Origin of the sequence: Alteromonas sp. ALT199, from assembly GCF_018619335.1 — a bacterium.
In the GTDB taxonomy this organism is placed as follows: domain Bacteria; phylum Pseudomonadota; class Gammaproteobacteria; order Enterobacterales; family Alteromonadaceae; genus Alteromonas.
On record NZ_JAHHDX010000043.1, the window covers coordinates 21,101 to 39,632 of the forward strand.

At 43.5% G+C, this 18,532-nt stretch carries 20 protein-coding genes; 14 read left to right on the forward strand and 6 right to left on the reverse strand.

Annotation, left to right across the window (positions count from 1 at the left end):
• Positions 1 to 57: 57 nt before the first annotated feature.
• The 6 genes from KL866_RS04740 to KL866_RS04765 all read left to right on the forward strand — a co-directional run bounded on the left by KL866_RS04740 (position 58) and on the right by KL866_RS04765 (position 5,856).
• Positions 58 to 2,127, forward strand: coding sequence for a TonB-dependent receptor (locus KL866_RS04740; protein ID WP_214993729.1), 2,070 nt, complete (start codon positions 58 to 60; stop codon positions 2,125 to 2,127).
• 185 nt (positions 2,128 to 2,312) lie between these two features.
• Complete coding sequence (locus KL866_RS04745) at positions 2,313 to 3,605, forward strand: NAD(P)/FAD-dependent oxidoreductase (protein ID WP_025257372.1); 1,293 nt, start codon at positions 2,313 to 2,315, stop codon at positions 3,603 to 3,605.
• Positions 3,606 to 3,838: 233 nt separating this feature from the next.
• On the forward strand, positions 3,839 to 4,168 hold the full coding sequence (locus tag KL866_RS04750; RefSeq protein ID WP_251139841.1) for a hypothetical protein: 330 nt from the start codon (positions 3,839 to 3,841) through the stop codon (positions 4,166 to 4,168).
• Positions 4,169 to 4,203: 35 nt separating this feature from the next.
• Positions 4,204 to 4,767, forward strand: a complete 564-nt coding sequence (locus KL866_RS04755) for a CBS domain-containing protein (RefSeq protein WP_025257374.1) — start codon at positions 4,204 to 4,206, stop codon at positions 4,765 to 4,767.
• A 135-nt stretch (positions 4,768 to 4,902) separates the two neighbouring features.
• The gene (locus KL866_RS04760) at positions 4,903 to 5,346 is read left to right on the forward strand and encodes a hypothetical protein (protein ID WP_025257375.1); all 444 of its coding nucleotides are present in this window, start codon (positions 4,903 to 4,905) and stop codon (positions 5,344 to 5,346) included.
• A gap of 75 nt (positions 5,347 to 5,421) precedes the next feature.
• Positions 5,422 to 5,856, forward strand: a complete 435-nt coding sequence (locus tag KL866_RS04765) for a hypothetical protein (protein WP_025257376.1) — start codon at positions 5,422 to 5,424, stop codon at positions 5,854 to 5,856.
• On the opposite strand, the gene KL866_RS04770 is transcribed toward KL866_RS04765, so the two are convergent.
• Entirely contained in the window at positions 5,853 to 6,794 is a 942-nt protein-coding gene (locus tag KL866_RS04770) for an alpha/beta fold hydrolase (RefSeq protein ID WP_214993730.1), read from the reverse strand. The two genes, KL866_RS04765 and KL866_RS04770, sit on opposite strands and share 4 nt — an antisense overlap.
• Before the next feature lie 145 nt (positions 6,795 to 6,939).
• Between KL866_RS04770 and arfB the strand changes: the two genes are divergently transcribed.
• From arfB to KL866_RS04790, 4 genes are all read left to right on the forward strand, one after another.
• Positions 6,940 to 7,356 carry an alternative ribosome rescue aminoacyl-tRNA hydrolase ArfB gene (gene arfB / locus KL866_RS04775; RefSeq protein WP_025257378.1) on the forward strand — a complete coding sequence of 139 codons (417 nt, stop codon included), beginning with the start codon at positions 6,940 to 6,942 and terminating at the stop codon, positions 7,354 to 7,356.
• 126 nt (positions 7,357 to 7,482) lie between these two features.
• Entirely contained in the window at positions 7,483 to 8,160 is a 678-nt protein-coding gene (locus KL866_RS04780) for a hypothetical protein (protein ID WP_025257379.1), read from the forward strand.
• A 122-nt stretch (positions 8,161 to 8,282) separates the two neighbouring features.
• On the forward strand, positions 8,283 to 9,134 hold the full coding sequence (locus KL866_RS04785; protein WP_214993732.1) for a hypothetical protein: 852 nt from the start codon (positions 8,283 to 8,285) through the stop codon (positions 9,132 to 9,134).
• 263 nt (positions 9,135 to 9,397) lie between these two features.
• Positions 9,398 to 10,411 (forward strand): outer membrane beta-barrel protein, encoded by a 1,014-nt coding sequence (locus tag KL866_RS04790; protein WP_214993734.1) that lies wholly within the window; start codon positions 9,398 to 9,400, stop codon positions 10,409 to 10,411.
• A 42-nt stretch (positions 10,412 to 10,453) separates the two neighbouring features.
• Here the strand turns inward: KL866_RS04790 and KL866_RS04795 are convergent, their stop codons facing one another.
• Together KL866_RS04795 and KL866_RS20160 are read right to left on the reverse strand one after the other, a co-directional pair.
• Complete coding sequence (locus KL866_RS04795; RefSeq protein ID WP_251139842.1) at positions 10,454 to 11,503, reverse strand: S8 family serine peptidase; 1,050 nt, start codon at positions 11,501 to 11,503, stop codon at positions 10,454 to 10,456.
• Between the two features lie 101 nt (positions 11,504 to 11,604).
• Positions 11,605 to 11,892, reverse strand: a complete 288-nt coding sequence (locus tag KL866_RS20160) for a hypothetical protein (protein WP_251139843.1) — start codon at positions 11,890 to 11,892, stop codon at positions 11,605 to 11,607.
• Between the two features lie 315 nt (positions 11,893 to 12,207).
• On the opposite strand from KL866_RS20160, the gene KL866_RS04800 reads away from it, so the two are divergent.
• The 3 genes from KL866_RS04800 to KL866_RS04810 are packed head-to-tail and all read left to right on the forward strand — an operon-like array spanning position 12,208 to position 14,088.
• On the forward strand, positions 12,208 to 12,705 hold the full coding sequence (locus KL866_RS04800) for an RNA polymerase sigma factor (RefSeq protein ID WP_214993735.1): 498 nt from the start codon (positions 12,208 to 12,210) through the stop codon (positions 12,703 to 12,705).
• Positions 12,702 to 13,577 (forward strand): anti-sigma factor, encoded by an 876-nt coding sequence (locus KL866_RS04805; RefSeq protein WP_214993737.1) that lies wholly within the window; start codon positions 12,702 to 12,704, stop codon positions 13,575 to 13,577. The genes KL866_RS04800 and KL866_RS04805 overlap by 4 nt, the downstream gene beginning before the upstream one ends.
• Positions 13,567 to 14,088 (forward strand): CC0125/CC1285 family lipoprotein, encoded by a 522-nt coding sequence (locus tag KL866_RS04810; protein ID WP_025257385.1) that lies wholly within the window; start codon positions 13,567 to 13,569, stop codon positions 14,086 to 14,088. The genes KL866_RS04805 and KL866_RS04810 overlap by 11 nt, the downstream gene beginning before the upstream one ends.
• Positions 14,089 to 14,302: 214 nt before the next feature.
• Here KL866_RS04810 and KL866_RS04815 read toward each other — a convergent pair whose 3' ends face one another.
• From KL866_RS04815 to KL866_RS04825, 3 genes are all read right to left on the reverse strand, one after another.
• Entirely contained in the window at positions 14,303 to 14,494 is a 192-nt protein-coding gene (locus tag KL866_RS04815; RefSeq protein WP_012519989.1) for a CsbD family protein, read from the reverse strand.
• A 199-nt stretch (positions 14,495 to 14,693) separates the two neighbouring features.
• Positions 14,694 to 15,467: a siderophore-interacting protein gene (locus KL866_RS04820; RefSeq protein ID WP_214993739.1), complete on the reverse strand. Its 774-nt coding sequence runs from the start codon at positions 15,465 to 15,467 to the stop codon at positions 14,694 to 14,696.
• A 421-nt stretch (positions 15,468 to 15,888) separates the two neighbouring features.
• A complete protein-coding gene (locus tag KL866_RS04825; protein WP_285801302.1) occupies positions 15,889 to 17,052 on the reverse strand; it encodes an MFS transporter in 1,164 nt (387 codons plus the stop codon).
• A gap of 896 nt (positions 17,053 to 17,948) precedes the next feature.
• Here KL866_RS04825 and KL866_RS04830 point away from each other — a divergent pair.
• Positions 17,949 to 18,530: a DUF3299 domain-containing protein gene (locus tag KL866_RS04830; RefSeq protein WP_025257391.1), complete on the forward strand. Its 582-nt coding sequence runs from the start codon at positions 17,949 to 17,951 to the stop codon at positions 18,528 to 18,530.
• The last annotated feature ends 2 nt before the right edge of the window (positions 18,531 to 18,532 follow it).

Genomic DNA, 18,532 nt, shown 5'->3' on the forward strand with positions numbered 1-18,532 from the left:
TTAACGGTACACTAACGTCAGTTGCTAAAAAACATTTTGTCATCAAAAGGATAGTTAATGCGCCTTCCCTCAAGTTTCTCTCTATCATTGCTAACCGCTTCTCTTTGCTCGTCGGTAGTTTATGCTGAGCAAACAGATGAAGTTGAAAGAATAGAAACTACGTCTTCTCGTATACAAGGTAGTATGAATGCTTCTGACTACGCGGTATCGTCTATCTCAGAAGAAACGCTTTCATTGCTTTCATTTCAGCATATTCAAGAGACGCTTAACTATATAGCGGGGGCTGGTGTTCAGCGTGGAAATGGTCAAGAATATTTACCAGCCCTTCGCTCACCAGTATTAACCGGCGCCGGAGCATGCGGTGGTATTTTAGCAGCAGAAGACGGGATTGCGCTGCGCGCAGCAGGCTTTTGCAATATCAACGAGTTGTTTGAAGCCCATGGCGAGCTTGCTGAGCGTATTGACGTAATAAAAGGCCCTGCATCAGCGCTTTACGGGTCTAATGCCATTCACGGCGTTATTAACGTGATCACGCCAGACTCTACACAAGGCAATGGCGTGCTTAGTGCTGATTACGGTTCTTATGGCTTTCACCGCATTAAGGTTAAAAAAGGTAAAGACTTTGGCAGCAGTGGTATAGGTATTGCTGCTAGCGTAACCCGTGACACCGGGTACAGAGATGAAGAGGGCGTTGACCAAGAGAAAGTCTCGCTGCGCCACCGAATTGAGTGGGATAACACAGTTATAACAAGCGGCCTTACTTATACCCACCTAGACCAAAATACTGCGGGCTATATAACGGGGTTTGAGAGTTATAAAGATAGGCAAATAGCTAAAAGCAATCCTAATCCAGAGGCGTTTCGAAAGGCAGAAAGTTTTAGGTTGTGGAGTAAACTAGATACTAGTTTCAACGGCGGTCACGCCCTTTCAATTACACCTTATGTGCGCAACCAAGATATGCGTTTTCGCATGCACTTTCTGCCTGGAAAGCCTCTTGAAACGAATGCGCAACAAGGGTTTGGTGTACTGTCCCAATTCAACTACGTTATCAATGACAGCCTAAGCGCAGATGTGGGGTTAGACGTTGAATATACTGAAGGTGAGCTCACCCAATCCCAAGATGGCATTACCGACGGTTCTGCTTTTTTAGTAGAAACGATACCTGTAGGTAAGCACTATGATTATGAGGTAGACGCCACGTTACTCGCACCGTTCTTTACTTTTAACTGGCAAGCAGAACGTTGGGCTATTTCTGCTGGCGGGCGTTTTGAATCCATGAAATACGACTACATCAATAATATGAACGTTGGTCGTGTACGTGAAGATGGTACAGAATGCGGATTTGGCGGCTGTAGATATTCCAGACCTGCAGACAGTGAAAATGATTTTGATAATTTCAGCCCAAAACTCTCAGTCCGGTATCAATTAAATGAGCAAACTCAGTTGTTTGGAGGTGTTGCAAGAGGGTATCGCGCCCCTCAGGCTACCGAACTGTATCGTTTACAGCGCGGGCAACTTGTAACGGATCTTGATTCTGTAATTGCTGACAACATTGAAGTGGGCCTAACAGGCGCTCTGTTTAACGGTAGCTATACGCTAAGCCTCTACAGCCTGCAAAAAGACAATGTTATCTACCGCGACAGCGACTTTTTCAATGTGAGTAACGGCGAAACCTGGCATAGAGGGGTAGAGCTAGCTTTTGACCAGAAGCTTAGCGAGGCGCTGCGCTTAGACTTTGCTGGAACTTACGCAAGGCACACTTATGAACACAGTCAACTTTCAGGTGAACAAGACATTAAAGGTAATGATATCGATACCGCGCCCAAGCTTCAGTTTAACACTCGCTTAAGCTTTGATGTGTCGAAATCGATACAAACGCAATTAGAGTGGCAGCATGTTGGACGCTATTTTACCGACGCTGAAAACCTAAACGAGTACGAGGGGCATGATTTAGTGCATGCTCGGGTTCGTTACAGTGTGAGTGACGATATTACGCTGTATGCGCGGGTGAATAACCTATTGGATACGGACTACGCTGAGCGCGCTGATTTTACCAGTTTCACTGGGGCGCGTTATTTTCCTGGGCGCCCTCGGAACTACATGATAACGGCATCGTTTACCTTATAAATTTAAATAGATATGTTTAATAGATAACTATTAATCCCAAAAATACAGACTATTGCCGCGACCCGCTTGTACCCCTCAAGCTTCAGGCGTAGTCTGTAGCCATTAGCGTGGGTCTCATTCATGCCATGTATAACGCTTTTAACGGTAAGGCGGTATAGGTGGAATGATTGTTAATAGGTATACCCATGCAAAAAATAGTAATTGTTGGTGGCGGTGCTGGTGGTCTTGAATTAGCCAGTCGCTTAAGCCGCACCCTCGGGAGAAAGAAACAGGCCGAAATTACCCTTGTCGACCGCAGTCGAACCCATATCTGGAAGCCGCTCTTACATGAAGTGGCCGCCGGCGTAATTGATAAACATTCAGACGGTGTGGACTACGCAATTCATGCTGCAGCTCATCACTATCGCTTTCAATTGGGTGAAATGTGCTCGCTTGATGCACAAGCAAAAACAATAACCCTGTCGCCATTAATAGACGAAGAGGGTACGCAGGTTTTGCCTGAGCGGAAAATTCACTTCGACCAACTTGTGCTAGCGATAGGCAGTGTGAGTAACGACTTCGGGACTCCTGGAGTTGCTGAGCATTGCTACTTCCTAGATTCGCTAAAACAAGCGGAACGCTTTCATCGAGGGCTTCTTAATCAGCTCATCCGCATTAATCAGCAAGAAGACAAAGACGCCAGAATTGATGTCGCTATAGTAGGGGCAGGTGCAACGGGTACTGAGCTAGCCGCTCAGCTTCACCACGTGGCGAATTTGTCGAAGGCTTATGGCATGCCAGAGATGTCAGCTTCGCGCCTTAAAATTACCATTGTGGAGGCAGGAGAGCGCATTTTACCGGCATTGCCAGAGCGTATAGCAAATTCTGCGAGAAAAGCGCTGCATAAATTGGGCGTAGACATTAAAGAGCGAACCATGGTGGCTGAAGCCGATGCTGAAGGGCTAATCACCAAAGATGGTGGGCGTATTAATGCGGATTTGATGGTGTGGGCGGCAGGCGTTAAAGCGCCTGACTTCATCACGAAGCTAGAACTTTTTGAAACGAATCGAGCAAATCAAATTCTTGTTGATAAGCAGCTTCGCAGTACATCGCATCAAAACATCTGGGTTTTGGGGGATTGCTGTGGCTTTCAGCAAGAAAATGGAAAATGGGTGCCGCCGCGGGCGCAATCAGCGCACCAAATGGCGGATATTGTTGCGCATAATATAACGTCGTTTTTTACCCATAAAGGCACTAAAGATTTTACTTATAAGGACTACGGGTCGCTAGTTCACTTGAGTAAATACAGCACGGTGGGAAGCTTGATGGGCTCGCTATCTAACAGCAGCATGTTCATCGAGGGGCGCTTAGCTAAGCTGGTTTACGTTTCTTTGTACAATATGCATCAGTTTGCCGTACACGGAAAAATTAAAGGTGCGCTAAAGCTTTTGGTGAAGAAGTTAAGTCAGGCCATCAGCCCTAAATTGAAGCTGCATTAAACATTCAAAGTAAGACGCCTCGGTTTCGAGGCTTCTTTACCATCTATCAAACAAACAGATGTCCAATTTAGGTTGTTTTGACTTGAACTCTATTTAAGAAGCAACGTTTAATGGTCGATAAAATGCGCTAAACACCTCTTTTAAATACATGAATTACTCTTATAGTTTATAAGAAGGGTCACAAAAGTGACTTCTTAGATTCAACATCGTTTTATCAGTAGAGGTTGTACGCTTTGCGCGTTTCAAACGTTTTGTTGGCTGTCATTCTGCCAGCCCTATTTTCATCACTGGTTTCCGTCTCTGTACTAGGAGAGGGAAGAAGTGTGCAAAGTATGGCAGGGCAATCGAATAGTGCTACTACGCTTTCTAGTTTTATTGATGAGTTGGAGATCTCTGCTTTTGAGATATCTAACGATGACATTGACGACGGTATCCCTTCGACCGATATAACCCATGGCGTGGAGAAATTCCGGTTTTCAGCTGGAAAAATTACCAGTCTAAAATTCTCTGCCAAACGCTGGGCTAACATTATAAGAGGCCCCCCTATTTCGCTTAATCACTAAAAAACGATTTTTTATTTTTGATTAGGAGAAAAGGTATGCACGCCTTAAATCTATATAAAACCGAAGCAATCGATACACTGGCATGGCCGGTTGTTGAAAATACTATTACTGTTAATTCTTCTGCAATGGCGGTATTTACCGACTTTAAGCAGCACTTGCCGCATGTCATCGACGCGCGGACCCCCGCAACCAAAGTTGAGTCGATTATGCGTCAGTCGCATGTTCGCATGATGTTAGTGGTTAATAACGAAAATCGGTTCATAGGTATTATTACCAGTCACGATGTGGGTGAGCAGCAGATAATTAAGCGCATAAGCGAGTTCAAGGTTAAACGTGAAGAATTAACTGTTACTGATTTTATGCGCCCTAAAACGTCGCTTATGTCATTTGATTTCACAGAACTGACTCATTCTTCGGTGGGTGATGTCATAGAAACACTTAAAGATTACGGACAGCACCATTGCTTGGTAATGGACAGAGATAGCCACGAAGTTCGGGGGGTTATCAGCGTTAGTGATATTGCTAGAGAATTGCGCTTACCGCTCGATATTCAAGGCCGCCCTACTTTCGCAGAGCTAATTAATATTCTTGCAGCGTAAATTTTCATTTCGTTAATTTTGAGCCATACTTTTACTGCGTGTTGTTTATAGGCACGCGCAGTAAAAGGCATATATCTGTTAATGTTATTTAAGTATGTTCCTATCCTACGTATATCAATATTGTTCGGTGGTTGTATGAAGTATGCTCATGGCGAATTTATCATCACTCGGTGTGGCGATGCGGTAGTAACGCAAGCCTATGGCCCTTGGAATAAAGAATGTGTTGAACACTTCGTAACAGAATACCGCACTATCGTTGAAGAGCTGTTTGGTAAAGTGTGGTGTAGCATCGTTTGTGTTGCTGGAGAGTCACTTCTCATTCCCGATGCAGAAATTCTTTTACGTGCCCGAATCGAAGCAATGCACCCGCTAGGCCTAACTCACATTGCGGTTGTGTTACGTGACTCAACTGCTAAAGCAACCACCAAAGCTCAGCTCAAACGAGTGTACTCAGGGCTTAATATTGAATTCACGTTCGTTGAGGCTATTGAAGAAGCTGTCTCATGGGCAGAGCAAGGTGGATTTACTATAAACTCCAAAAACATTTCGTCGCATTTAGAAAAAGTGGCATCGAAGTAAAGGTTCAACCTGGTATGCATTTCGCAATGTTTTACAGCATCTAACTAAGATTGTTCGATAAAACGAGGCGAAACTATGAATAGATCACCATTTCCTACCAGCGTTGTTACCAAAGCGTTCACCTGGGCCTATCAAGAACTTGGTTTAAATATCAAGCAAGCCTCTGAAATAATGGGTATTTCTCCCTCATCTCTTGCGCAAACTACACTGCTCGGTTTTGAGAGTGGCACTGCGGAGTATCGCAAGCAATTAGCATTTATTCGTATGTATCATTTACTCATCTCTTTGTCAGATGGGGATAGTGAACAAATGAAAGTGTGGTTTAGCAGCTATAACGTCACCCTTGACAAAAGCCCTTGCCAAATGTGCAAGGAATACGATGGTATTGAGCGTGTGGCCGATCAATTGCGTAAATTAAAACAGTCTGAACCTGGCAGGCAAAGTGCGCTTACTGTTGTTGAATTTTCTCACACTGACCAAAGTTCAAATGTGGGTGCGATACTTCACTAGTCAGCTTTTACAGCCCTGCTGTCAATCTCGATAATAAAGTCTGCACACGCGTCGACTTGCGTAATTGGGATCATGTGTCCAGTGCCGGGAATGATTTTTTGCGTCGCAGAGCTTAGTGCTTGGGTTACCGCACCGATGTGCTCACTTGGCTTCAAGATAGTATCGTTTTCGCCGTATAACACGCCCACAGGACATTGTATTTCACCGTAATGGGCTTGCTGCCTATGTAGGCTTCCTTGAGCCGATACTGTATCTCTACTTCCTTCATAGAAACTGCGAGAGTGAAGTGCTAGCAATCCGCCTCCCTCAACAGAAAAAGAAGCTGGAACGGAGTCAGGGTGAAAAATTTGAACAACTTGCTTTCTACCCAGCTTAGCTCTTAATGGGCTGGCAATCGTTTTAGTTATAGTATTGCGAATAAATTCATTAGGTATATAAAGTATTGAAAGAGGTCCAGCACCACCTTTAAGGGGAGTCGTTAACGGGCAAAGTAGTGAAACTGATTTTATTTGGTCAGGAGCGTCTAATGCCATCCTCAATGCAACACCGCCGCCCATAGAATGTCCGGCTACAGCCACGTTCTCTATATCCTCTTTTTTCATCCATTCTAGTAACATTTTGCTTTGCTGTTCAAAGCTGGCTGATGTGCTTTTGTATCGGCTTGAAAAGCCGCTACCAGGACGGTCTACAGAGTAGACTGTGTAACGCGACGCAAGAGTTTTGGCTAATTCGTGAAAGTTGTTACTATTACCAAGTAAACCGTGAATAAGCACTAGCGCTGGCCCATCTCCTTGCTTTTGCCAATGAATAATTCCTCCTTGAACAGGAGTGAGTTTCCCCAATGGTCTAAACGCTGATTCAATATTGCTGTCCATTTTTACAGTAAACCAAATGAGAGCTACCAGAATACATATAATGAGTAGTAAAACGATCAGCATGTTGTGTTCCCAAGGAAAGAGTGAAAATTAACCTATCGGTTAACCTTAAAACGGTCAAGTAAGTAATAATAATAGTAATTAATAGATGTTGTATTACTAACACTACATAACTAGTACGCCATGTCGTTACGCAATAGGAAACAAGATGGAACTAAAAATAACACCTTCTATCTCTATAGGTGAAAATGAAGCCGATTTACAGGCCATTCGCGCACAGGGTAGCGGTGGTCAAAATGTCAATAAAGTTAGTAGTGCTATACACTTACGCTTTGACATTAAAATGTCGTCGCTACCCGATAAGCTCAAAGAAAAATTGCTCAACCTTAAAGATAGTCGCGTTACTAATGACGGAGTTTTTGTGTTAAAGGCGCAAAGCTTCCGGACGCAGGAGCAAAATAGAGAGGATGCATTGGCGAGACTTGTTGCGTGGATAAAAACGGCAACCGTCGTACAAAAGCCGCGTATAAAAACTAAGGTGAGCCGCGCAGCAAAAGCACGTCGTGTTGATGTAAAAAAACAACAAGGCGCAAAAAAATCTATGCGTAAGAAAGTGGAATTTTAAACAAAACTGAACTAAAGTATCAGACTTATTTACTGTCATTTCGCAAGACAACGGAAAATTCTTAAAATAATAAATGAATGTGTCTTGTGCTTATGCTAATTATTGGAACTTAGGGAAGCATACAAAGTGACGCGTTCGAACGTAATTCCTATGGTGCTATTTGCAGCCATAGTTGTTTCGCTTGGGATTAACACACCGCAAGCCGCAAATGAGATTATTGCTCGTTTGTTTAATAAATCTATTTCTAATACTGAACTGCAGCCTACTCAGGCTGATGTCGAGCGCTTTCAGTCGATTTTAACTGACAAATCAGAAAAAGAAGTGCGTAACATTTTGGCTCAACGTGCGCTTGGTTCTAAAATTACCGAATCTGTGCTTGCTGATTTTGCCGATAAAAATTCAATAGCACCCGATGAAAGTGAAATCCAGTCTGCATATTCAGTAATTAAGCTGTGGACCGTTGATTTAGACGGCGATGGCGCATACCACAATGATGAGCTTGAGCGTTATCGCTTGGCTATGGCGGAAGGCATGGCAAAAAGCTGGAAGGTGTCTAAAGTGCTGTATGAAGCCTATGGGGGTGACGTAGTCTTCCAACAAGATAATCCTTTAACGCCTGTTGGAGCTTATCAAAAACTGTTTGAACAGTATCGGGAGCAAGGTGAGTTCGTTATTTATGACCCTGTTTTCAAAGCGGCATTTTGGAGCTCGGTGAAAATGAAATACGCGAAAACCTATGATCCAGAAAATATAGATTTTTCTCTCCCTTGGTGGGAAAAGAGCATGACTGCTTCAGAAAAATAATTTAAAAGGCCCTGTTTTTACAGGGCTTTTTTATTGTTCGCGAAAAAACAACTCCCCAGCGGAATAAAACCTTTCCTTCAATCGTTATCTCTGTGTCCTTTATGAAAAACGGAGATAATCGGATGAAAAAGTTAAATACTGCAATTGCACTGGCGTTAGGTATCGCGTCAACTTCAGCGCTGGCTCAAGAAGCAAACTTTTCAGCTAATACTTCAGCTAATGCTTCAACGTCTACATCAGTTTCTCTAACAAACGCGCAAGCTACAGCTCAATCAAGAATGCAGACATCGGTACAAGGCGAAACAGATACACAAAGCCAAATGTCTACGGAAAGTTCAGCTAACGCTAGTGGACAGCTATCGGCAAGCCGAACAGGCAATGACATATCAAGTGGGCAAGAATTGAATCAAGCCCCTGAAGCCGATACCGAAGACAATAGCGAAGGCAAGTTAGATCAAGCATCGGAAAATGAAGTAGCACAAACGACTACTTCAAACGCTAGCCTCTTAGCAAATAGCACTCAGCAGCTGTCTACAGTTGCAGCATCTTCACTGGTATCCAATTCGCAAACGTCGATTGATGGAGCTGTTTCTGCAACATCAGAAATGGCAACTTCGATGGCCGTACCGGTGGCAGCAACACTTACTAGTAGCATGACGGGGTCTCTATCAGCGCTTTCATCGGCTTCAGAAAACGTTGAACAAGTCGGTGAGCCAGGAAGTGAAGTGGAAAATGCAGAACAGATGGTGCAAGGCTCGGCATCGGGCCAAATCGGCCTGCTAGTAAACAATAGCGTAGAAAACGCGGTAGGAAATACGCTAGAAAGCTCTATAGACGGCGTAGTTGCAGGTACTGTCGAACAAACTGTATCAGCGACTGTCGATAATACTGTAGAGAGCACGGTAAACAATACAGTGGCAAGCACTGTAAACGACAATGTAGCTTCAAGTATCTCAGGTGCACTCGGCCTTTGATTTACCGGCTTCAAACATTTATTTGGAGTTGGGCAAGCTTGAACTAGCACGTTAAAAAGCCATCTCAAGATCTGAATGCGGTTTGTCTAGATAGAAAGGCAAGCCGCTAATTAAGGCCTAGGCTATAGGTGCCGACACATTATCGAGCTGTTGTGCAGTCCTAGTTAAAGCGAGCTTCTCAAGTCTAATCTCACATCCCTCTTGCTTGAACAAAACATAGCAACAATCGCTAAGTTTCACTTTCTCTGTGGTAGGTAACAGCAATGCAAACATTTCAACATTCGCCAACAAAAATCAACTTTACTTGTGTCAGTCACAAGCACTTCTCGCTCGCCGTTATTATTGTTTTACTGAGTTGTGGCGCAGCCTATGCGAGCGCTGACAGTCAGTCGCATAATGCTAAAGAAACGAGTCACGCAGACGTAAAGCAACAAACATTTTCACTTTCAGGCTCTGCCTATGTTGGGTATCGCTTTGATAGCAACGTGAGCGTAAGCGAGCTCGATACTAATTCAGATGTGGCTGACGGCGCACTGCAGTCAGAAGCACGGTTAAAGGTCTCAGTGAAGCCCACTGAAAAGTGGGGAAATGTGCTATCGGCAAGTCAGGCGAATACTAATTATCAAACGCTAAGCGAGTTTGCTCTTGACCTTACCACTTTGTCTGCAAGCACAAGCTATACGTTTGATTTCGCCAAATTAGGTGCTCACTATTATCACGCTAGCGCTAAACTTGATGGGAGCGACTTCCTAACCTATCAACAGTATGGTTTATCTGCCGGAAAATTGTTGGGCCAGCGCACCTATTTACGCGTTAGTAGCGACCTTATCGACAAACAGTTCGAGAACACGCCTGAAGATGCGCCAATTCGAGATAGCGAGGCTGTTGCCGTGCGCAGTGATCTGTTTTACTTTTTCGAAGGTGAAGATTTTTTTCAAATCGCACTTAAACTTCAAAATGAAGACGCTCTAAATAATGTGTTCGATTACACAGGTAAGGGTGTCGATCTTGCGTACACCTATCCTCTAGCTGTGTTTAGCAAACCCTTGAAGCTTACGGTTTCCTATCAACTAGAAGTAAGAGATTACGCCACAGAACAAGATGGAGGTATAGGCAGGGAAGACGACAAGCATGTGGTAGAAATGAGTGCAGACTACGCCATTCACAACAATGTCGATATCAGACTGTCTACTCAATACGGAGACTTCGCCTCTAGTGTCGAAGGCGCAGATTACCAAGAGACCATCGCTGAGTTAGGTATTAACGTTCATTTTTAATAAATCTTAATGTAAACCTTAAGGTGGCTAGTGCCTTTAAACTTAAGGCAGTACACCAAAACCAAATACGCTGTCTCGTCCGGGAGCTCCCGCATCCAACGCTAGTTTCTGCAGCCCCAGCAAGGCGGCGTTCCTTTCTTTCTCTACACGTAAAAAACATGCATACAAAGCGGTGGCGCGCGGTGAAGCCATCGAAGTTCCCGTTTGCCTAACCGTTTCTCCGTTAGGATGTGCTGCATCTACCGAGACACCAAACGCAGCAAAATCAACGTAATCACCTTGGTTCGCCCATCTGTAAATTGCCTTAGATTTATCAACTGCAGTAATAGCGAGTGTTTCTGCGTAGGCAGCGGGATACAAGGGTAAAGAAGCCGGACCCGCGTTGCCCACAGCAGCAATAATTTGAATACCGTTTTTATCTAATTGTTTTATAACCCGCGCTAAAATGGGGTTGTCGGGCCCCGCAAGGCTCATGTTTATGGCATCAACCTGCTGTGATGCTAAATAGTTAAGGCCTTCAATTAACGACATCAGCGTTGCGCCTTGGCTAACACTATTGCGCGAATAAAACACACTTGCGTTAAATACTTGGCTTGATTTAGGTAGCGACGCCGCAAGTAAACTCGCTACTGCCGTACCGTGATCTGAGGAAAACGCTACAGCATTTTCTTGGGATGTTGGCTGTCCAGAAACTTTTCCGTTGCCATCACCTTCACTGCTCGTATTACTATCTTGACCGTGCTCGCTCTTCTGACTTTGACCAACAATAAAAGAGGCTTGTGTTAGGCTAACGTGCGAAAGCATGGGGTGGGTAGGCACAACATGGGTATCAACCATTCCGATGCGCAAGGGTAACGAACAAGATTCAAACTTTTGCGGTGAAGCTTCTGACTTACGTTTAGACTCTGGTTTGCTTTTGTTCGTAGTCACTTCGCTTTGCGATAAGTAAATATGATTACGTCCTATTTGAGACTGCAGGTTTTTGGGTAAGCTGTTGCGAATATACGACACTTCATCCTCATTCCCCGTTATCTTTACTTTATAAAGCCACTGAGAGAGTGCAGGTAAGAACTGTGCCTCTTGTATTTCCATATTCATACCATTGAAATACGCTTTATCGGCTTCTTCACCAATAAAAAGCCACTCTTTTTCAACAGCAAGAAAACCTTTCTCGACCGTTACTTCATTAACAATTATCTGGCCTGATTTAGATAAAATAGTTGTTGCTGCAGGGGCAATAAATTGGGGTTCGATACATGGCTAAGTGCCCCCGAAGCCAGCGTAGATAAGTCTCTAACGTCCTCTGCCGATGATTGCGCTTTTTGTCTTGCTACCTCGCGAATGGACTTTAAGTCGGAGGGCGTTTTGTCAATTACAGGCTGTACAGGAGACACCACTTGGTTCAACGTTCCTGCTAGTTGTGCTTGGGATATTGGAGCCGCAAACAACCCTACAATTGCCACAAAGAGTCTGTACTTCATTTTGCTACCTTTACGTCAACATTGGAGCAGTTCGGTGTTTTAAGAAGGGATGGCATAAATTGTGCCATGGTTTCTAGTAGAGGCCTGTGGTTCATCGTGTACAAATGTGGTTTTAAAAGTTCACTGAAGGTCAACAGGCATTAACCACTACCTTACAGTGTAGTAACGAATAAAAAGAAAAAAAATTCCAATGCGAACTCGAGCGCCAACACGTTTTAATCCTATTTTAAAAAATTGATTAATACGTGGAATAAAAACAGAAGTGGCTCGTTAATAGAGTATTGATAACGGAAATCTTCACGAAGGTACATGAAAATGAAAGATGAGTTGACCGAACTCGTCCCGTCATTGCGAAAATTCGCATATTCACTGACGGGAAACATCCATGATGCTGATGATTTACTTCAGAACACGCTAGAGCGGTTACTAAAAAAACCGATTCCAGAGCAGGTTACGTTAATGGCATGGGCATTTAGAGTATGCCGTAATTGTTGGATAGACGAATACAGGGCAAAAAGAGTAAGGGCTAACGCCAGCGATGGCCTTTCATATGAAGCGCAATCAGCAAATAACAATGTAGATATGGATGAAGCGGTAACCCACTCTATAACGCTGAAGCAGGTTTCAAGAGCGATGGACGAACTGCCATGTGAGCAAAGAGAAACTCTTTCTTTAGTTGCAGTGCAAGGGATGAGTTACGCCGATGCTTCAGAGGTTTTACAGGTACCGGCGGGCACCATTATGAGCAGGCTTGCTAGAGCAAGAACGAAGATATCTAACTTACTAAATGGACGAAATGAGGTGCTATCGTGATCTTAACTGACGAAAAACTCTCCGCGTTTTTAGACGGAGAGCTAAATTTTGCAGAGATGGACACAGTTCGCGAAGCTATAGCCCAAGACGTTACTATTTCAGACCGCCTTGCCGCACTTGCTGAAGTAGATAGAGTAGTAAAAGTAGCTGCAGAAAAGGCTACTGCTGTAGCGTTACCTAATGAAATCGTTGCGCTTTTGAATAATGAAAATCGAGGAAGCGGCGAAAACGGAGCTGATCAAAAAGAAACGCTAGTGTCTGATGCAAGCGCAGTTAGTAAGCATAGCGCTAGTCAAAGCTCAATGAAGAATGCAACTGACAACGTCGCGCCATTTGCGCAAAAAGCGAAGAACTCTTATGACGCAAAGCGAAAACAAGCAAAGTGGAAAGGAGTGTCTCCACTTGCAGCAATAGCCGCTAGTGTAGCTGTGTTATCCGGTTTGGTGTTCTTTAATCAACAAAGTGCTGAGACTGCGCAACCTTCGCATTGGGCGAACGTGTCGTTTGTACTTGATAGTCATCTTTCAGGTGAAGCTAAGACATTTGAGGGCGGCGTAACTGTTACTCCTCAGCTTTCTTTTTTAAATACTGATTTTAACTATTGCCGACAGGCTGAAGTGGCATCACGAAATGAACGAAGTGTACTGATTGCTTGTAAAGATAAACAAGGAGCGTGGCAACTCGCCGCAAGCAAGCTAGATGTACTGGGTTCTAGTGAAGGTCAATATCACACTGCCACTAGCACCAAATCGTTAGAAGATGAGTTAGACAACATGATGGCGTCTGCGCCATTAAACCGAAAGCAAGAGAAAAACGCAATTGAAGCAACTTGGCTAGCTGATAAAGCCGAAGGAGTAGATGATGAAAACTAATATTATATTTGTACTTGCGGTATTAATTCTGGCGGGCTGTGCAAGTCAACCCGATTATAGACAAGCAGATAAAGGCGGTTTTGGTTACAACGAAAGTAAGTTAAGTGATACCCAATACCGCGTGCATTTTAAGGCAAAGGGTACGGATAAGGGAAAAGCAATGGATTACGCTATGCTGCGCGCAGCAGAGCTAACCTTATTAGAAGGTTATGACTGGTTTGTAGTTACAGACCGAGAAACTTTAGTGGACAAGGAAACAGTGAAAGCCTCGCCTGCTGCAGGGTTTAGCCAGCGTTATGCACGGGTTACTGACTGCGGTGTACTTACTTGCCGTACGTCTTATCACCCTACAACCCAATTCGAAACTGGTGTGTATGTTGGTGGCTCTCAAAAAAGTGAAATCGAGAGTGTTTTAAACATTGAAATAGGTAAAGGTACTCGCCCAACGTCGGCAACCAGTTTTGACGCAAGAGAAGTACGCGAAAATCTAGAGCCAAAGATAGAAGAGTAGGTTTGCTTTTTACAGGTAGCTAATAAACAACGGCTTATGGTTATGTAAGCTTACTTGAATAGCACACCACAGCCTTAAACTTAATTACTGATTTTAAAACAAACGAAAAGGCCACAACATTAAGTTGTGGCCCTCTTAAAATTTGCTCTAACAAAAGCTAATCTCAGTTAAAAATACGGCCTTTGTTTAATTACCCTAGGGCAAATACAAATCATTAGTTGAAGTATGCATCTACTTCTTTCTCAGCTTCGTCACGGCTTTTGCCATACTCCTGCTGAATCTTACCAACTAATTCTTCACGGCGACCATCAATCACGTCTAGGTCGTCATCGGTAAGCTTACCCCATTTCTGTTGTACCTTACCTTTCATTTCTTTCCAATTACCTTCAATACGATCATTGTTCATAACGTGCTCTCCTTATCCAAACAATTGGTTGAGAAAACTGGCGAAAAAAGTGGCCAGTTACACTAGTGAAAGCAAATGGTATTCCATGGTGTAGGTTTTTGATAAATAGTCAATTATCTTATTTTTAAAGTGCTGGCAATATGTTTTTCATGCAGAATTTACAAACCGTTGCAAACACTACAGAGCAATAAATCAAACATCAGGCGAACGTTTTGGCGAATGCTTCGCTATCCTGCCTCTTTTCTATTTTATGCTGGTCTTCGCTACGACCTTTTTTCCAATAGCTACTTATATAAACATTCTCATGAGCCACGGCTTTCTCATCCTTAAGCCATACTCTGATGGCTCGCATGTCAGCGAATTCGCATGCTACCCAAACTGTAGGAGTACCTTCTAGCCAATCAAGCTGTGTTATGCGATGTGGTAAAGGCTGTTCATGCTCCCATATCACCGTAATTCCTTCGGGTGTTTCAAGCGCAACCGCGTCTCTTGGATCTTGAATTTTAATTACCGCATAGCCTTTGGCATGTGAGGGAAGCGTTGCCAGGTGGTTTCTAATACTGGGAAGTGCAGTCATATCGCCTGCCAATAGCACCCAGTCATAATGTTCATTTAAGCCTTTGCTTGAGCCTGGACCTGCTAATGTAATGACGTCACCAGGTTTAGTACTTGTAGCCCACGCTGAAGCAGGCCCCGTTTTTCCGTCATTTGCATGAATAACCATATCTAGAACCATTTCAGGTTTATCAGCATCGAAGTAGGCAACCGTGTAAGTGCGCATTGCCACTTGGCTCATATCAGTAGGTTCGGTAAGTGGGTTTCCGTTTTTATCGAACATAAGCTTTACGTAAGCGCCAGCGGCGACGGCAGGAAAAGAGCGAAGATCTTCACCACCCAGATGAACACGCTGCATAGTAGGGGTTATACGAACAGACTGCATAACAATAGCTTGGCGAGGTTGTGGTTTAGACATTAACTTCTCCTTAAAAATTCAACCGATATTTTATTTGATAATGGTTCTCATTACTATTTCTTAAGATGAGATGATAACGTTTGTTAAATTCTATTTTTTAGATTAAAGAAGAGTTTTTTGGGTATTACTACAACAATTAGGGTCGTGATAACGAAAGTGGAGCTTGAGAAAGCTGCTGCGGTAAAAAAGGATCAGGCAAAAGAAAAGGGGCTAATAAGCCCCTTAAAAAAACCACAACATAACTTGGAAAACACATTTACACACCACAAAGACGCACACTCAACGACTTCATGTATAAAGTAAGATAGCCAAATCCTGAAAAGGTTCCGCTTTTTTAAAAATAAATGATAAAAAAATAAATATCTTTGAAAAACGTTGATAAAACACACGGGTGTGCGCCTTTGGTTTCGGCTTTTAAAACTTACTTGGTGCGGCTAGCTCTTCGCAGCGTTATAAAGACCACACATGTTGTAACGGCAATTAATGCTGACGCTACAGCAAAAGGTAAAGTGATATTGAACTGGTAAATAGCAGCAGCTAAAGGTGGCCCTATTACATAGCCCATGGCGGTGGTAGCCGTAATTAACCCCGTTATAGTAGCTTGTTGAGAAGGCGCGCAATAGGTTGTTGCCGCTGCAGCTAATGATGGGTAGGCCATACCCATACCTAGCCCCATCAAAGCCATGGCAATATAAAGTACAAACAATGAGTGTTGAAGGAACAGTAACAGGTAGGCCAATCCCAATAATGGAAGTGCGAGCGTGATCATAGTTTCTTTACTTAAACGCCCTTTTTGTACCCACCCAAATTGCGCAGTAAGAGACGCTGCGGCACTCACCATCATAGCAAAACCCACTTGTCGAGCGGCTTCAACAGGCGTGTAATGATAAAAGTCGATAAAAAAGAAGCCTAGCGACTGCTGCATCATTGCCATGGCGCAGAATACGCAAATACACGCGGCAATAAACACGTAAGGCACTTTAGTGCGAGGTTGTTTATCTTCGTTTGTATGCCAGGTAGTCTGCTGCTGGGATAAAGGTGGTGAAATCGGTAGTTTAAAATACACCAATGCCAAAGCTAATAGAGTTAAGACAACAATACTGTATAAAGGTGCTAATAAACCAAATCCGACTAATAGCCCTGCGTAAGCTGGCCCAACAATTTGACCTACATTACTTGCAGAGGTTACCTTACTAATAGCGCTTACTCTGGCCTGGGGCGAACTTATAGCCACAGCGTAACCTACGGCAGATGGCGGTGTTGCAGACATAATAGTAGACTGCAAACTGCGACTTATTAGTAACGCCAAAAACAAATTAGTACCGCTAATAAAGCCAGAAAATCCTGCCATCCAAGCGCTTGCAAAGGCAAATGTACCCAAGCTATAGCCGGTTAACCCCACCATTAAAATGCGTTTAAACCCTACGCGCTTTGCTACTTTACTCCATACATTAGTGCCAAATGCGAAAATTAACGCGGAGCTCGACATGATTGTTGCTATGTGAAACTCAGAAAGGTTGGCTTGGCGCCCCATGGAGGGAAGCGTAGTTAGCATGACGCTTTGACCAACAGATGTAGCAAGCAGTGCGCAAAAAAGCACTTTAAAAACAATGGAGGATGCAGAAGGCGATAACACGCAGGAAGCCCTTTTTGTAGGCGGCGACAATCTTGTTAATATTATCACAAATGAAGATAAAAAAATGCCCGCCAAAGGCGGGCCAAAATCAGAGGTATGTAAAGGCCGGGATGGGCCCTTGAGGGGAGAGGAATGTCGTCGGGTGACAACTCACTAATAATATCGACGACATTACCAGTGTCCTCACTATGGTCTCGTTGAAGTAACACACATGTACGCTCAACGAATCCAAATAGGGTCAACAATCCTTTGCTGCACGAGACATCACTGTCAGTGCTTGCGATGAAGGTACTCAGAGCTTGTTTGCAATCCTTATGAAACAAGAGCAATGCATCCTGCGAGTTTATCTAGGTTTTCTTTTACCTAACCTCCTCATCGACCAGCAATTTAACGAATCTTCTACAGTCATCCTTCAATTCCAAACACTGACTAGTCCAATTATCCTTGGTGACCATTCCATTTGCTTCCTATGTCGTCACCTTCAGTATTTAAAATCTACGTAACTTGGCCTCTCCGTCACTAAAGCCGTCCTGGCTACAAATTACGTTCTGTGTTTATCCGTTAGTCTAATGTATGCGTGTTCTGTGCCAAACCTTAATAAAATTTTAAATTTATCTATCTCACTGAATTTTATCCATATTTTGATTTGTTTTCTTTTTTTATTCTTCAAGATATACAGCGGAGATATTAGTACTATGTAGAATTTTCCCGGTGGCGTGTAGCGTTTTACAAACACACCGTAGACGCTTAAATAACATTTTGCAGAGATAAACGTTTCTCGCATAATACTGGACTGTGATATGTTATAACGTGTTCAACATATATATAGTATTTAGGTTGCGTTAGTGAAATCTTCTGTCACGCTCTTTAGCGTAAAATTCGGTTTAATTGCAGTGTTACTGAGTCTAGTAAGCGTACTTAACTTAGCCTCGGCTACTGTTTATGAGGAAATAGACTGGGTAGCGCTTATGCCTGAGGATGACTTGAGTGCGCTATTGAACAGACCAGAAATTTTAAACGATATCGCTGATGGGTCCGCCGCTGACTCTATTGATGATTTTACCTCGAAGCAGCTAGAAGACGAACAAGCGCAGCGATACCAGCAAGCGCTAGTGTCGGCGCGAGTGATAGATGCTTTTGACGGAAAAGCCATCCGCATACCCGGATTTATTGTGCCTTTAGAGCAAAACGAAGAACAAAAGGCTACAGCCTTTTTCGTAGTACCTTATTTTGGTGCTTGTTTACATATGCCGCCACCGCCGCCAAATCAAATCTTGTATGTTGAATATAAGGAAGGCATTGCAATAGAAAACTTGTACGACCCTTATTGGTTTGAAGGCACGGTAAAAATTGACAACCACGAAAGCGCACTAGGTACATCTGCCTATTCATTGGTGCTAGATAGCTTTGCACTTTACGAGGAGTAACT

What these genes read in the sequence shown, in the direction of transcription:
- KL866_RS04740 (WP_214993729.1), top strand. Translation starts at nt 58, where the DNA reads ATGCGCCTTCCCTCAAGTTTCTCTCTATCATTGCTAACCGCTTCTCTT.
- KL866_RS04745 (WP_025257372.1), top strand. Translation starts at nt 2,313, where the DNA reads ATGCAAAAAATAGTAATTGTTGGTGGCGGTGCTGGTGGTCTTGAATTA.
- KL866_RS20160 (WP_251139843.1), bottom strand. Translation starts at nt 11,892, where the DNA reads ATGAAGTACAGACTCTTTGTGGCAATTGTAGGGTTGTTTGCGGCTCCA.
- KL866_RS04755 (WP_025257374.1), top strand. Translation starts at nt 4,204, where the DNA reads ATGCACGCCTTAAATCTATATAAAACCGAAGCAATCGATACACTGGCA.
- KL866_RS04760 (WP_025257375.1), top strand. Translation starts at nt 4,903, where the DNA reads ATGAAGTATGCTCATGGCGAATTTATCATCACTCGGTGTGGCGATGCG.
- KL866_RS04790 (WP_214993734.1), top strand. Translation starts at nt 9,398, where the DNA reads ATGCAAACATTTCAACATTCGCCAACAAAAATCAACTTTACTTGTGTC.
- KL866_RS04785 (WP_214993732.1), top strand. Translation starts at nt 8,283, where the DNA reads ATGAAAAAGTTAAATACTGCAATTGCACTGGCGTTAGGTATCGCGTCA.
- KL866_RS04810 (WP_025257385.1), top strand. Translation starts at nt 13,567, where the DNA reads ATGAAAACTAATATTATATTTGTACTTGCGGTATTAATTCTGGCGGGC.
- KL866_RS04820 (WP_214993739.1), bottom strand. Translation starts at nt 15,467, where the DNA reads ATGTCTAAACCACAACCTCGCCAAGCTATTGTTATGCAGTCTGTTCGT.
- KL866_RS04765 (WP_025257376.1), top strand. Translation starts at nt 5,422, where the DNA reads ATGAATAGATCACCATTTCCTACCAGCGTTGTTACCAAAGCGTTCACC.
- arfB (WP_025257378.1), top strand. Translation starts at nt 6,940, where the DNA reads ATGGAACTAAAAATAACACCTTCTATCTCTATAGGTGAAAATGAAGCC.
- KL866_RS04795 (WP_251139842.1), bottom strand. Translation starts at nt 11,503, where the DNA reads ATGGAAATACAAGAGGCACAGTTCTTACCTGCACTCTCTCAGTGGCTT.
- KL866_RS04800 (WP_214993735.1), top strand. Translation starts at nt 12,208, where the DNA reads ATGAAAGATGAGTTGACCGAACTCGTCCCGTCATTGCGAAAATTCGCA.
- KL866_RS04815 (WP_012519989.1), bottom strand. Translation starts at nt 14,494, where the DNA reads ATGAACAATGATCGTATTGAAGGTAATTGGAAAGAAATGAAAGGTAAG.
- KL866_RS04770 (WP_214993730.1), bottom strand. Translation starts at nt 6,794, where the DNA reads ATGCTGATCGTTTTACTACTCATTATATGTATTCTGGTAGCTCTCATT.